We start from the raw sequence: 14901 nt of genomic DNA on the forward strand, positions 1-14901 counted from the left end.
TATCTTTATTACTTCGTATACCATCCAAGACCTAATGCACCTTCACCTAAGTGCGTACCAATTACAGCTCCAAAATAACCTGTACGAATTGTGACGTGAGGATATTTTGCTTCTAATTCTTTCTTCCATTCATTCGCTTCCTCTTCACGTTGCGCATGAATGATAACTGCTTCCATAGGTACACCTTTACTTGCTTGCTCATCAAAAATTTCAATGATACGTTTTAATGCTTTTTTACGTGTACGAATCTTTTCAAACGGAATAATGATTTTATCTCTAAAATATAAAACTGGCTTCACTTGTAACAGACTGCCGATGAAAGCTTGCGCGCTATTTAATCGACCACCACGTTGCAAATGATGTAAATCATCAACTACAAAATAGGCGTCCATCGTTTTCTTCATTTCATCAAAACGAGCGATAATCTCTTTTGGATTCTTTCCTTCACTTGCTAACTTTGCACCTTCACGCACATAAAACCCTTGTACTTCACAACTAATTTCAGAGTCATACGTATATACATCAATACCCTCTACCATCTGTCCAGCTGTCGTTGATGTTTGATATGTACCACTAATTCCACTTGATAGGTGAATACTAATAACTGCATCATAATCTTTAGCTAGCTCTTCATATAGCTCAACAAACTTTCCGATTGCTGGTTGAGAAGTTTTTGGAAGTTCCTCTTGTTCACGTACTTTCACATAAAAATCATCTGCTGAAATTTCAGCTTCTTCTTGATAAGATTCTGTTCCAAACACAACGTTTAATGGAATCATATATATATTGAGTTCATCACGAATTTGCTTCGGTATATATGCCGTACTATCAGTAACAATAGCTATTTTCATTTTCGTACCTGCCTTATAAAAAGTTTTATTTCCTAATTTTACACGAAAACTACAAATGGTGCATCCATACATGAAAATGCCGGTTGAAATTATACCTACCATCTCGACAAATTACAACAAAAAGATAAAATACTCACCAAAAACTTCAGCATATTTAGAAAAAATGTTTGAATATAAAAAGACTCGCTTTTAAAATGGAAAGTACTAGTCATTTTGATAGATAGGGGCGTACACAAGTGCTATTACAATATTTAACAATCAAAGACTACGGCGAACACGAAATCGTCATTCAAAAATCAAGATTTATTTGTTATATTAGCCGAGCAACGACTGAGGAAGAGGCTCAAGAATTTATACAAAAAATAAAAAAACAACATTGGAATGCAACACATAATTGTTCCGCTTATTTAATTGGCGAACAAGATCATATTCAAAAGGCAAATGATGACGGTGAGCCTAGCGGTACAGCTGGCGTACCAATGCTAGAAGTACTTAAAAAACGTGGACTAAAAGATACCGTCGTCGTCGTAACACGCTATTTTGGTGGCATTAAACTTGGCGCAGGTGGCTTAATTCGTGCATATGGAAAGTGTACAAGCGAAGGCATTAATCATGTCGGTGTTGTCCAGCGAAAACTAATGCGTGTGATGCAAACCGAGATTGATTACACATTACTTGGCAAAGTGGAAAATGAATTACGCAATTCAAAATATGCTATTAAAGATATACATTATCTAGAAAATGTCACATTTGATACGTATGTAGAAGAAGACGGTAAACAAGCATTTACAGATTGGATGATTGAATTAACAAACGGGAAATGTACAATTACAGAAGGAGATATGTTGTACTTAGAACAAGATGTTATCTAAGCATAACCCATTTATCACCTTCAAAGATTAATGTAGTGAATTACTTCCCTACAAATGGACTAACGAACTAAGGAGATTATATATGGAAGAACGTTATTATCATCTCCAAAATAGCAGAATAAAAAAGAAGCGAAGAAGGAAACTTTTCTTCTTCCTTATTTTCGCATTTTTATTTGGCAGTATAGGAGTTTATGTGTTAAATTCTTACTCTTCTCTTATGGGGATGTATAGTGGTTTTACTCGTGAAAAATCGGATTTAAGAAACAAAGATGTAGAAATTACAAAGGAACCTTTTACAATTCTCATTATGGGTATAGAAGATTATGCGACAGATGGTCAAAATGGTCGTACAGACTCATTAATGTTTGCAACAGTCAATCCAAAAACGCAAAAGATTTCACTTATGAGTATTCCTCGTGATTCTCGAGTTAAAATTGTTGGCAAAAATAAGGAAGACAAAATTAACGCTGCCCATGCTTACGGCGGAGAAGAAATGGCAATCAAAACTGTCGAAGGCTTTCTAAAAGTTCCTGTAGACCATTATCTGAAAATTGATTTCCAAGGCTTTAAAGGTATCGTTGATGCTGTTGGCGGTGTTACTGTTGACGTACCCTTCGATTTCTGGGAGCGCTCTGACGTGGATTACTACAAAAAAATTCAATTTAAGCAAGGACAGCAAAACTTAAACGGTGAAGAAGCACTTGCTTACGTCCGTATGCGAAAGCAAGATCCAAATGGCGATTATGGTCGAGCTGCTAGACAAAGACAATTACTGGCCGCTGTTGCTCATAAACTAAACTCCACCTCTACTGTATTTAAAATTAAAGATTTAACAGCTGTCGTTGGAAAATATATAAAAACCGACATTCCTATTTCAGACGGACTTGCTCTTTACAATAAACTTTCTGGATTTGATCCTTCTACAATGCAAACGTTAAAGCTTGAAGGCGAAGACAAAAAGATAGGCGGTATTTATTACTTCCTTCCAGATCCAATCAGTGTAGAAACGGTGCGTAACGAAATTGAAAAAGAATTAGGAGAAAAAGCAAAAAATCCAACTACAAAAAACAACTCAAATCCTGATTCAAATTCAAGTTCTAACTCTAACGAACAAACAAAAAAAGAGACAAACCAAAATAAAACACCAACTGATCCGCCACCTTCTACAAATGCTCATGCAGAGTGGATTATGCGCAATCAGCCGTAACAAAAAGGCCCAATCTATCCGATTGGGCCTTTTTTTATTTACTTATTAAAGTGTTGTAAAATCGCTTCTACAATACGCTCTGATGCACGACCATCACCGTAAGGGTTAGATGCTTTCGCCATCTTATCATGAGCTTCTTTATCTGATAACAGCTCATCAGCAAGACCAAAGATTGTCTCTTCGTCTGTTCCTGCTAATTTCAGCGTACCTGCTTCAATACCTTCAGGGCGCTCTGTTGTATCACGAAGAACAAGAACTGGTACCCCAAGTGATGGAGCTTCTTCTTGTACACCACCAGAATCCGTTAACATTAAGTATGAACGAGCTGCAACATTGTGGAAATCAATTACATCTAGCGGCTCAATTAAATGAATACGGTTATGTTCACCTAAAATTTCATTTGCTATTTCACGAACAACAGGGTTCATATGAACTGGGTACACAACTTGTACATCTTCATGCTTATCAACAAGACGCTTAATTGCACGGAACATATTACGCATCGGTTCACCTAAGTTTTCACGACGGTGAGCTGTCATAAGTACAAGACGATCATTTCCAAGTTTCTCTAGTACAGGATGACTATATGTTTCTTTTACAGTCGTTTGTAGCGCGTCAATCGCTGTATTTCCTGTGATGAAAATACGTGACTCATCTTTATTTTCCTTCTGTAAGTTCGTTGCTGATTTTGCTGTTGGTGAGAAATGAAGATCCGCCATTACACCTGTTAATTGACGATTCATCTCTTCTGGGTATGGAGAATACTTATCCCACGTACGAAGGCCCGCCTCAACATGACCTACTGGAATTTGATTATAAAAAGCAGCTAAGCTTGCAATAAATGTTGTTGTTGTATCACCATGTACAAGTACAATATCCGGCTTCGCTTCTTTCATTACTTTATCCAAACCTTCTAAACCACGCGTTGTAACATCAATTAAAGTTTGGCGGTCTTTCATGATATTTAAATCGAAATCTGGCGTAATTCCAAAGATACTTAATACTTGATCTAACATTTGGCGATGCTGTGCTGTTACAGTCACAATCGATTCAATTTTTTCTGGGTGTTTTTGCAACTCTAATACAAGAGGTGCCATTTTAATTGCTTCTGGACGTGTCCCGAAAATTGTCATTACTTTTAAACGTTCAGTCATGTGATTGCCTCTTTTCTTTCACTAATTACAGCTTCTATTATGACATATAAAAATATGCATGAGTACATCCCTTTTTAACGCATAACAGAAACTTTTCTATTACAAATACTTTTTCTTCCCACCGAGTAATAATCTATCTTTTGTTTCTTAACATCTTCATCAGTATAACAATTTCTCCCATCAAATAAAATAGGCTCCCTCATAAGTTGTACGTACTTTTCTAACGGATAAGTTTGAATATCTTCCCATTCTGTTACGATAAAAACCGCACTCGCATCTCTAATCGATTCATCTATACATCTACTATATTGTATAGCATCTCCAAATATATTTTTCACATATTGAATTGCTTTTGGGTCGTAAAGAACAATATCTGCACCTATATTAATTAATGCTTCTATTATAATAAGAGATGATGCCTCTCTAATATCATCCGTATTCGGTTTAAAGGATGCGCCAAGAACTGCAATCCGCTTTTTATTCATGTTCATGACTTTTTTCGCTTTTTCAATCAATAGCAGTTGTTGCTTATTATTTACTTCAATAACCGCTTTTAACAAACGAAAATCATGAGCAACATTTCCCGCAATTTGCACCAGCGCTTTCGTATCTTTTGGAAAACATGATCCCCCGTATCCAATACCTGCATTTAAAAAAGATGCACCGATCCTCTTATCCATTCCCATCCCTTTAGCAACATCCAATACATTTGCGCCTACCTTCTCACATATATTTGAAATTTCATTAATGAAACTAATCTTTGTAGCTAAAAAGGCATTCGACGCGTATTTAATCATCTCTGCACTTTTAATATCTGTAATATACGTTTCTAAGCGTAATTCACCATACAAACTCTCTACTCTTCTTGCTACTTCGTCACTATCCGCTCCAATTACAATACGATCTGCATGAAAGAAATCATAAATTCCTGAACCTTCACGCAAAAACTCTGGATTCGATACGATATGTAATGTATACCTCCCCTTTAACTCCTCCTCAATCCATCCTTTCATTACATCATTTGTACCTACTGGAACTGTACTTTTCGTAACAACAATAATATCGTTCGTCGCATATAATCCAATATCGTTACAAGCACTCTGAATATACGTTAAATCCGCCGTCCCATCTAATAAAGGTGGTGTTCCAACTGCAATAAATATAAACTCTACATCCTCAAATGCCTCTTCTTTATTTGATGTGAAAGTTAAAGCATTATTCTCATATGCATGATTTATTAATTCATGTAATCTAACCTCATAAATAGGTAAATCCCCTTGTTTTATCCGTTCAATTTTCTCATCATCTATATCAAAACATGTAACTGAATGCCCCAACTTTGCCAATCCTACTCCTGTAATCAATCCAACATATCCAGTACCTACTATCGTAATTTTCATTTCCTTTTCGCACAGGAACATACAATAGAAAAGATATGAAATATAGAATTCTCCCTGTGCTTCCCCCTCTCACATTAAAAATGAGAAAACTCTTTTCCTTTTTCATTATATGAATTACTTCTCTCATTCTTTTTAAAGTTTTTGTAAAATTAAATGCACTATAATATAAAGTGAAACTTTAATCAGTGGGGGTTTTGTTCACCCCCCACTGATTATCAGCCCTCACCAATCGGGCCTTTACGGGCAGTTAATCCCCACCTAACTTCTTTGCTTTGCTGAATTTTGAGGTGGGGGTCTTACTGCCCGTTAATGTGGGATAAAGTAAAATTTTAATTAGTAGGAATGGGGCTACTAGTTGACGTGAGATAAATTCCCACATTTTAACACGAAACTTACTCATTTCTACGTGTAACACTTATAATACTGAACTAAAAGTATTCACTATCGAAGAAAAAGAGGAAATGTCATATTCCAAAGTCCAGTACGATTAACCTTCTCATATGATTCAATATTCTATATACAATTGTCATATATTCTATCCGCTTCCATTAACCGTAAAAAGAAAAAAAGATTGAATTCTAATCTTTTTGTGATACCATATGTTATGAGCCTGTAAATAAACATCATAATTTTCAGATAAATATATTTTCAAAAAAAAAATTACGTTAGACTATAAAGGGTGGGGTATTAATGGACTCACAAGTGATTTATGCCATTTTGGCATCTTTTATCACTGTACTCGTCGTTACTCCTTTAGTTATTAAATTAGCTTTTAAAATAGGAGCGACAGATAAGCCAAACGCACGTAAAGTGCACCAAAAGATTATGCCACGTCTTGGCGGGTTAGCAATATTTATTGGTGTAGCTGTAGGATTTGTTGTCGGTGGCTTATATGAGCAAAGAATGTTATCGATAACGCTAGGTGCGATTATCATTGTAATCATCGGAATTTTAGATGATATGTACGAGTTATCTGCGAGAGTAAAATTCGGTGGACAACTGTTAGTTGCCATTATGATTGTAAAAAGTGGATTATTAGTGCAAGTATTATATATTCCATTCCTTGGGGATACTGAACTTGGATGGCTTGCTTATCCAATCACAGTATTTTGGCTTGTAGGTATTACGAATGCAATCAACTTAATTGACGGCTTAGATGGATTATCTGCTGGGATTTCATCTATCGTACTTGCAACGCTAGCATATATGGCCTTCACTAGCCCATGGGGTACTGGAACAGCTATTATCTTGCCACTCGCATTAATTATATTAGCAAGTACAATTGGATTTTTATTCTACAACTTCCATCCAGCAAAAATTTTCATGGGAGATACAGGAGCACTATTTTTAGGATACTGTATTTCTGTTATATCGTTGCTTGGATTATACAAAAGTGTAACGTTATTCAGTTTTATCGTTCCAATTATCATTTTAGGTGTACCTATATTTGATACGATATTTGCAATCATCCGTCGTATCGTAAATAAAAAACCTATTTCAGCACCAGATAAATCGCATTTACATCACCGCTTACTTGCAATGGGATTCTCTCATCGCAAAACGGTACTAATTATATACGCATTCGGTATTTTCTTTAGTGTAAATGCCATTATTTTCACTAGTGCAACGTTATGGTTATCCATTATTCTTCTTTTCGCTTTGATTTTCTTCACAGAAATCATTGCTGAAATAATCGGGCTTGTACATGAACGTTACAAACCACTTATTTCCTTTTATAAAAAAGTGAAAAAACGCGAAGACTAATTGTAGTATAGCCTTTACCATTATGAAATATTCAAATAGCGTCCTCTTTCTTATAAGAGGATGCTATTTTTTATTCATTATTTTACATTTCCAAAATATAGCTTGTTTGAGAGTTCCACTATTGGAGAAAGATATACATAATAAGAAAAGGATTATATTTTCTTTTTACATCTTGATTGTCAAACTGAGGGTGAATGTTATGATCAAGCGAGTATTTCAATACACTATTTTATTTTTAACGATTACTATGTACGCGTCATCTCATGCAGGAGCAACTACAATTACCCCTGCTGAACATCATCCAAATACTGAAACTACCTCTTCTACCCAAAAAATCGCGTACTTAACATTTGATGACGGACCAAACAAATATACTACACAAATTTTAAACATCTTAAAAGAAAAGAACGGAAAAGCAACTTTCTTTGTTATTGGTGGAAAAGTACCACATTATAAAAAAACAATGCAGCGATTAATTAAAGACGGACATTATATCGGACTTCACAGTATGTCACACGATGTAAAACGCCTTTACACTGGCGATCCATCTGCTTTAATTACAGAAATGGAACAAACACAAAACATTGTCCAGCAAGTTACGAAATTAAATACACATCTCGTTCGCGTTCCGTATGGTAGTATGCCTTACTTAAAAAAGAATTACCGTGACGCACTTGTATCGGCCCAGTATAAAATGTGGGATTGGACAATCGATACATACGACTGGAAAAGCTATGACAATCCTTCTGCCATACTCGAAAGAGTACGTAATCAAAGTGATGAACAAGTAGAAGTCATTTTAATGCATGATTCGAGTGTAACCGTACAAATACTGCCACAAGTAATTGATTATTTACAGTCACAAGGATACAAACTTCTTCCCTATAATCCTTCTTCTCATCTTAAGGTAAATTTTTGGAAAGACACAAGATTGTAACAGCTTTAGTGCTTATGTACTAAAGCTGTTTTATTTTTCTCTTCCCACCCTTCCCATTTTTGTGTAAAATTTTAGATAGTGATGAAGTTTCGAGGTGAATAGAAATGAAACGAATAGATCTCATTTTTAACGCAATACAAAAAGGCAATTATACAGAAGGTGTAACCGCATCAGAACTAGCTACCCTGTTGCAACTAGATCGCGCCAATGTAAGTAGCGACTTAAACAAACTTGTAAAAGACAAACGTTTATTAAAAACAAATACGCGTCCTGTTCGTTTTTACATAGAAACGAACGCTTCGTTGGAAACGCATTCAAAAGAAGTAACTTCATTAGATACATTTGCAATTGAAAATACAAGCCTTAAAATCGCAATTGAAAAAGCGAAAGCTTCTATTCTCTATCCTCCAAACGGTATGCATACTTTACTGCTCGGAGAAACAGGAGTGGGAAAGTCTATGTTTGCTTCTTTAATGCACGAATATGCGATTGAAGTTGAACAGCTTCCCAAAGATGCACCATTTATCGTATTTAACTGTGCTGATTATGCAAATAATCCACAACTACTACTTGGACAGTTATTTGGAATTAAAAAAGGAGCTTACACAGGTGCAAGTGATCAAAAAGGGTTAATTGAAAAAGCTCATGAAGGGATTCTCTTCTTAGATGAAGTCCATCGCCTGCCTCCAGAGGGACAAGAAATGCTTTTCACCTTTATTGACCGCGGAGTATACCGACGCCTTGGAGAAACAGAAAACGAGCGTAAAGCACAAGTATTAATCATTACTGCAACAACAGAAGAACCAAATTCATTTTTATTAAAAACATTTACAAGACGTATACCGATGACTGTCACGCTGCCACCACTTCGTGAGCGTACACATAAAGAACGCTTTGCTTTACTACAGCTATTTTTTACAAATGAAGCAATTCGTCTGCGAAAAGAAATTCACGTTAGTCCGAATGCAATGCGTGCTTTCGTCTTTTACAATTGCCCCAATAACATCGGTCAATTAAAAACGGATGTACAAATTGCCTGTGCGAAAGCCTATTCTGAATTCGTGACAAAGAAACGTGATTCTGTCTATGTTTCAAGTACAGACTTACCTTGGTATATGAAAGAAGGGCTGTTCATTGAAAGGAAGAGCCGTCACTTATACCAAATACCAAATGAAACATTTGTATTTACAGGTGATGAAGGTTGGAGTAATCATAAAACAGAAGATGAAAAACGTTCTTCTATTTACGATTATATTGATTATAAATACGAAGAACTTCAAGCACGCGGTATTGAAGAGGAAGAATTAGAATTACTAATAGAAAATGATGTTCAAAGCTTTTTCGTACAATATTTTAACCAAATATCAAAAAAAACAAGCCATGAAAATGTTTTTAAAATTGTGGATCGTAATATCGTTTCCGTATGTGAAAAAATAGCGGAACTTGCGGAAAAGTATTTATCTAAGACGTTTGATGAAAAAGTATTTCTCGCTTTAAGTTTACATGTACAGACAACTCTACAACGTTTACAAAGCGGAAAACAAATACATCACCCACAATTAAATCAAATTCGTACGAAATATAAAGAAGCCTTTTCCGTAGCTATGCAAGGCATTCAACTACTGGAAGAAGAATTACAAATAACAATGCCTATTGATGAAGCTGGCTTTTTAACAATGTTCTTCGTTGTTGATCCAATTCCTGCCTCACAAACAGAAGTAAAAGTATTAATATTAGCACACGGTAATGGCATCGCAACTGAAATGGCAAACGTTGCAAACGAACTTCTCGGCATTGAGGAAGTAACCGGTATTGATATGCCGTTACACGAATCACCGAAAGATTTCTTAGAACGTGTGAAAGTGTATATGAAAACACTACAAAATGTAAATGGGCTTCTCTTACTTGTCGATATGGGGTCACTTGCTTATATCGGTGACATATTAGAAACGGAGTTCAAAATTCCTGTACGTGTTCTCTCGATGACGAGCACACCACACGCACTAGAAGCAGCTCGAAAAGCCCAGCTCGGTTATTCATTAGATGCGCTATATGAAACAGTAAAAAATTTAACACCGTTTTACTTAAACGTACAAGAAGAAAAGAAAAAACCTCTCTCTCCAATGAAATCTGTTATTTTAACAGCTTGTTTAACTGGTGAAGGAAGTGCTTTAGCTATTCAAAAAATGTTAGAGAACTATTTACGATTTGATAAAGACTTAATTGAAATTATTCCGATTAGTATCGTGCATGAAAAAGATTTAACGAAAATGATCGAGAACATAAAAAAAGAGCGTAACATCATTTGTATCGTCACGAATTTCGATGTGCAAGTGCCGTGCTTAACATATCATTTCCAAGACATCGTAAACTACACAGCGATTCAGCCCATTCAAGAATTAATTACGTATGAAGAAACATATGCAAAAATGGCGGATATTCTTGAACAACAAATGCAGCGTAACGATGGGGCATTACTTATCAAAACAATTCGTTACGCATTAAATACAATTCAAGAATTAATCTCCTTACAGCTAACTCCTGATAGCTTAATGGGTGTTATTCTGCATATGAGCTGTATGGTTGACCGTCTTCAAAAAGGAGAAAGCCTTCTTCCTCACCCTGATAAAGAGAAAAGAAGACAAGATGAATACTGGATGTATATGAAAGTAAAAAAAGCATTGCAACCAATTGAAAATACATTTGAAATACAAATACCTGATGACGAAGTATTTTACGTTATGGACTTCTTTATTAAAAATCAGCCTGCGAAAAATTAATCGAGGCATTTTTTAAAAATATCGACCGTAACGCGAGTTATATCAGCGATTTTCAAAATATATCGATTTACCGACAATAATCGCTAAAACTAGCACCTTATATTAAGAAGAAAAGGCTGTTCCAACATATGGACAGCCTTTTCCTCTACTTCTTTACTTTTCTAACTCGCCCTCTTATTTCTCCTCTTTTTTGTGATTTCGTATGGACATTAACATATACATTTGCTTGAATAATTTCTTGAAGTAAATGTACAAATGATTTCCCTTGTAAAGGTCCCTCAAAATCCTCCACATTCACTACACCAGTAATGCTTCCCTCGTTTAAGCTTATCCCTTGCTCCAGTGGACCATACAAATATAAAACAACAGGACCAATTTGAGTAGACTTTCCTAAATGAATTTGACACGATGTAACCTTTTCTATACTTTTTAGTATTACTCTGTAATGCAATTTCGTTAAATCATCACTAAAAATAAACTCTGCTACCCCAAAAGCTTCTGTATTTACAGGAGGCACTTCCCTCTTACCTGTTAACCTGGCAAAGAAATGTGTTGTCATAAGGCATTCTCCTTATATAAATTTCCCAGCACTACTTCTACTACTTTATGGTTTAGACATAATCATTTATGACTTTTTCAATTTTAATTACAAAGAAAAGATTCACAAAATCTTTACATTAAAACCGTTCCTGTAGATTGAAAGTCTCTTGTATAATGCACATAGAAAAACATTATAGGAGGTTATTTTGAAAAAAAACAAACACATCTTTCACACATTATTAGAGATTTTTCTCGTCTCATTTAAATTAGGACTTACTTCATTCGGCGGTCCTGTCGCTCATCTCGGCTATTTTCACCACGAATACGTGCAAAAAAGAAAATGGATGGATGAACGAAGCTATGGAGATTTAGTAGCGCTATGTCAATTCCTTCCTGGTCCTGCCAGCAGTCAAGTCGGTATGGGGGTTGGATTATTAAGGGGCGGGTTATTAGGAGCTATTATTTCATGGATTGGATTCACTTTACCGTCTGTACTTGTTTTAGTTTTCTTCGCCTCATTCCTTAATCAGTTCGATCTTGGAAGTGCTGGCTGGATTCATGGACTAAAACTTGTAGCAGTCGCTATTGTCGCTCATGCCATATGGGGAATGGCGCAAAAGTTAACTCCAGATCGCAACCAACCAATTAGCCAATCTCAAAATATAAAAGTACCTATTTCAAAAAAGATAGCAGTTTCTTGTCTCGTCTTATTCTTTGGACTATTACTACTGCTACCAATATTAAGACCGTTCTCTTATTACATCGCTTTATTTGATAGTTTCTATCGCTCTGGCGCACTTGTATTTGGAGGAGGACACGTCGTGCTGCCTCTTCTTGAAGGTGAGTTCGTACAAAACGGAATGATGACGAAAGAACAGTTCCTAGCTGGATACGGATTAACACAAACAGTACCAGGACCACTATTTACATTCGCCTCTTATATAGGAGCAGTGTTAAACGGGACGCTTGGGGCAACACTCGCAACAATTGCGATTTTCCTCCCTGCTTTCTTACTCGTTATTGGTGTTTTACCATTTTGGAACAGTGTGAGAAAAATATCATTCATACAAGGCGCACTACTTGGTGTTAACGCCGCAGTTGTTGGTATTTTAATTGCCGCTTTTTACGATCCCATTTGGACGAGTACAATTATAAATGCTTCAGATTTCGTTTTCGCTTCGCTTCTTTTTTGCTTACTAGCTTTTTGGAAAACACCACCTTGGGTTATCGTTATACTCGGAGCCTTTGGCGGATATATTCTGTCCATTTTATAAATAGAAAAAACGACGGCATGATGTAGCCGTCGTTTTTTCTATTAAAATTTCACAAGTTCTATTCCTTCTGGCAACTCACTCTCTGTTAAAATACGCAATTCCTTCACACGATCCATTACGTAAGAAGAACGCTTCACAAGCTCTGGATCAATATAAGCTGGATGAACCATAATTTCTACCGTTTGTTCACCTTGTACTCTTTCTTTTAACTTCACAAAGTAATCTTCCGTCACACCATCCGCATAAAAGTCACTGTAAAACACATCAGAAAATGGATGCACCGCTCTATCTTCCTCACAACGACGAATCGGAACATTATATTTAGCCGCTAATCTCTCAAGAACATCATGTAAAATCGGTAAACCATGCACATGATGATGACTATCTAAATGAGTTGGTGTTAATCCGTAAGATAAAAACTTCTCAATTTGAGCAGTCCATTCTCTCTCAACTTCTTCTGGATTTATATTCCCTTCCCTTACAACACTTTGTTTATGAAACGACCCGTTTGCCCCTACGAGTGACGGCACATCCTTTAACAGTGGTTCCCCTGCTGTTAATACGAGATGTACGCCTACTCCGAGTAGGTTGTATTCTTTCGCTAAGCGTACCGCATGCTCTGTTCCTGGCATATTCATCATCATCGTCGTTGAATTTACAAGTCCATTTATATGCCCATCAATAATGCCGTAATTTGTACCTTCTGTAAGACCGAAATCATCTGCATTTACAATTAACTTAATCATCCTAATACCTCCTAATAGAATAAAAAAAGCGGGCTAAATAGCGCCGCTTTTACTTCTCTACCTTTTTAAAGAACTGTGGAAGATACTCTTTATGTGCTTCCAACATTTCATCTAAAATTTGTTTTGCAACTTTATCTGATGGTACAAGTGGATTGATTGTCATAGCAAGCAGCGCCTTATGATAATCCCCTGTAACAGCAGCTTCAATTGTTGTGCGCTCGAATGATTTAATTTGTTGTACTAAACCGCGAACTGGTACTGGAAGATCTCCCACTGCAATTGGTTTTGGACCTTCTTTCGTAATAATACAGTTCACTTCAACAGCAGAATCATGTGGTAAGCTTGCAATTGTTCCGTTGTTTCGTGTATTAACAGGCTGGATATCACCTTTATTATTGTAAATAGACGTAATTAAGCTACATGCTGCATCACTATAATAAGCTCCGCCACGTTTTTCTAATTGTGGTGGCTTAATATCTAAGTTCGGGTCTTTATATAACTCAAATAAATCATTTTCTAATTGTTTTACTACTTCTGCACGTGTACCTTTTTCAACAGAAGCCTCTTTTTCTTCTTCTAACATTTCACGTGTTTTGTAGTAGTAACGATGGTATGGACATGGAATTGCACGAAGTCCGCGAATAAAGTCTGGTTCCCAGTTAAGCGCTGCGATATTTTCCATCGTAATTTGCTTTTCTGGATCTGTCACAAGCTCTAACACACGGTCCATTACACTTACGCCATCTAAATATACGTCTAGTCCGTATACCATATGGTTTAAACCTGCGAAGTCAACGTGTACACGACTTGCATCTACTTCAAGTAATCTCGCAAGACCCATACGGATTCCGATTGGAACGTTACATAGACCAACTACTCTTTGGATATTTGTATAACGAAGGACAGCTTCTGTTACCATACCAGCTGGGTTTGCAAAGTTAATTAACCATGCATTCGGACAAAGTTCCTCCATATCCTTGCAAATATCTAAAATAACAGGAATCGTTCTCAATGCTTTGAATAAACCACCAGGACCATTCGTTTCTTGACCGATTACATCATATTTTAACGGGATTGCTTCATCTTTTGCACGTGCTTCTAATAAACCAACGCGAAGTTGTGTTGTTACGAAGTCAGCATCTTTTAATGCCTCACGGCGATCAAGTGTTAAATGTATCTCAATTGGTAAACCTGATTTTTTCACCATACGTTTCGCTAAGTTACCAACGATTTCCAACTTTTCTTTTCCTGCCTCAATATCTACTAACCAAATTTCACGAACAGGAAGCTCATCATAACGTTTAATAAATCCTTCAATTAACTCTGGTGTATAACTAGATCCACCGCCGATTGTAGCAATTTTAATTCCAGTCATG

At 36.2% G+C, this 14901-nt stretch carries 12 protein-coding genes; 6 read left to right on the top strand and 6 right to left on the bottom strand.

Annotation, left to right across the window (positions count from 1 at the left end):
• Positions 1–8 precede the first annotated feature (8 nt).
• The gene (locus tag MHI26_RS26720; protein WP_000684725.1) at positions 9–851 is read right to left on the bottom strand and encodes a DegV family protein; all 843 of its coding nucleotides are present in this window, start codon (positions 849–851) and stop codon (positions 9–11) included.
• Between the two features lie 236 nt (positions 852–1087).
• On the opposite strand from MHI26_RS26720, the gene MHI26_RS26725 reads away from it, so the two are divergent.
• Positions 1088–1723: a YigZ family protein gene (locus MHI26_RS26725; protein WP_000926669.1), complete on the top strand. Its 636-nt coding sequence runs from the start codon at positions 1088–1090 to the stop codon at positions 1721–1723.
• 82 nt (positions 1724–1805) lie between these two features.
• On the top strand, positions 1806–2930 hold the full coding sequence (locus MHI26_RS26730) for an LCP family protein (RefSeq protein ID WP_000392797.1): 1125 nt from the start codon (positions 1806–1808) through the stop codon (positions 2928–2930).
• Between the two features lie 38 nt (positions 2931–2968).
• On the opposite strand, the gene wecB is transcribed toward MHI26_RS26730, so the two are convergent.
• Together wecB and MHI26_RS26740 are read right to left on the bottom strand one after the other, a co-directional pair.
• Positions 2969–4084 (bottom strand): non-hydrolyzing UDP-N-acetylglucosamine 2-epimerase, encoded by a 1116-nt coding sequence (gene wecB, locus MHI26_RS26735; RefSeq protein WP_000140145.1) that lies wholly within the window; start codon positions 4082–4084, stop codon positions 2969–2971.
• Positions 4085–4158: 74 nt separating this feature from the next.
• Positions 4159–5484: a UDP-glucose dehydrogenase family protein gene (locus MHI26_RS26740; protein WP_061667821.1), complete on the bottom strand. Its 1326-nt coding sequence runs from the start codon at positions 5482–5484 to the stop codon at positions 4159–4161.
• A gap of 690 nt (positions 5485–6174) precedes the next feature.
• Between MHI26_RS26740 and MHI26_RS26745 the strand changes: the two genes are divergently transcribed.
• The 3 genes from MHI26_RS26745 (at position 6175) to MHI26_RS26755 (ending at position 10965) form a co-directional block, all read left to right on the top strand.
• Entirely contained in the window at positions 6175–7248 is a 1074-nt protein-coding gene (locus MHI26_RS26745) for a glycosyltransferase family 4 protein (RefSeq protein WP_000378320.1), read from the top strand.
• A gap of 199 nt (positions 7249–7447) precedes the next feature.
• Positions 7448–8185, top strand: coding sequence for a polysaccharide deacetylase family protein (locus MHI26_RS26750; protein WP_000597169.1), 738 nt, complete (start codon positions 7448–7450; stop codon positions 8183–8185).
• 104 nt (positions 8186–8289) lie between these two features.
• On the top strand, positions 8290–10965 hold the full coding sequence (locus tag MHI26_RS26755; RefSeq protein WP_000820979.1) for a sigma 54-interacting transcriptional regulator: 2676 nt from the start codon (positions 8290–8292) through the stop codon (positions 10963–10965).
• Positions 10966–11110: 145 nt separating this feature from the next.
• On the opposite strand, the gene exsM is transcribed toward MHI26_RS26755, so the two are convergent.
• A complete protein-coding gene (gene exsM, locus MHI26_RS26760; RefSeq protein WP_000207049.1) occupies positions 11111–11524 on the bottom strand; it encodes an exosporium regulatory protein ExsM in 414 nt (137 codons plus the stop codon).
• A gap of 187 nt (positions 11525–11711) precedes the next feature.
• Here exsM and MHI26_RS26765 point away from each other — a divergent pair, with 187 nt between their 5' ends.
• Complete coding sequence (locus MHI26_RS26765; RefSeq protein WP_061667793.1) at positions 11712–12779, top strand: chromate transporter; 1068 nt, start codon at positions 11712–11714, stop codon at positions 12777–12779.
• 41 nt (positions 12780–12820) lie between these two features.
• Here the strand turns inward: MHI26_RS26765 and chbG are convergent, their stop codons facing one another.
• Both chbG and celF read right to left on the bottom strand, forming a co-directional pair.
• Positions 12821–13525, bottom strand: a complete 705-nt coding sequence (chbG, locus tag MHI26_RS26770; protein WP_000593495.1) for a chitin disaccharide deacetylase — start codon at positions 13523–13525, stop codon at positions 12821–12823.
• Between the two features lie 49 nt (positions 13526–13574).
• On the bottom strand, positions 13575–14900 hold the full coding sequence (celF, locus tag MHI26_RS26775; RefSeq protein ID WP_000145741.1) for a 6-phospho-beta-glucosidase: 1326 nt from the start codon (positions 14898–14900) through the stop codon (positions 13575–13577).
• Position 14901 lies beyond the last annotated feature (1 nt).

Source organism: Bacillus sp. FSL K6-1218 (assembly GCF_038006445.1).
GTDB classification, from domain to species: Bacteria; Bacillota; Bacilli; order Bacillales; family Bacillaceae_G; genus Bacillus_A; species Bacillus_A thuringiensis_S.

Bases quoted from the DNA above. Each gene is read 5' to 3' on its own strand.
- MHI26_RS26720 (WP_000684725.1), bottom strand. From the start codon at position 851: ATGAAAATAGCTATTGTTACTGATAGTACGGCATATATACCGAAGCAA.
- MHI26_RS26730 (WP_000392797.1), top strand. From the start codon at position 1,806: ATGGAAGAACGTTATTATCATCTCCAAAATAGCAGAATAAAAAAGAAG.
- wecB (WP_000140145.1), bottom strand. From the start codon at position 4,084: ATGACTGAACGTTTAAAAGTAATGACAATTTTCGGGACACGTCCAGAA.
- MHI26_RS26740 (WP_061667821.1), bottom strand. From the start codon at position 5,484: ATGAAAATTACGATAGTAGGTACTGGATATGTTGGATTGATTACAGGA.
- MHI26_RS26745 (WP_000378320.1), top strand. From the start codon at position 6,175: ATGGACTCACAAGTGATTTATGCCATTTTGGCATCTTTTATCACTGTA.
- MHI26_RS26750 (WP_000597169.1), top strand. From the start codon at position 7,448: ATGATCAAGCGAGTATTTCAATACACTATTTTATTTTTAACGATTACT.
- MHI26_RS26755 (WP_000820979.1), top strand. From the start codon at position 8,290: ATGAAACGAATAGATCTCATTTTTAACGCAATACAAAAAGGCAATTAT.
- exsM (WP_000207049.1), bottom strand. From the start codon at position 11,524: ATGACAACACATTTCTTTGCCAGGTTAACAGGTAAGAGGGAAGTGCCT.
- chbG (WP_000593495.1), bottom strand. From the start codon at position 13,525: ATGATTAAGTTAATTGTAAATGCAGATGATTTCGGTCTTACAGAAGGT.
- celF (WP_000145741.1), bottom strand. From the start codon at position 14,900: ATGACTGGAATTAAAATTGCTACAATCGGCGGTGGATCTAGTTATACA.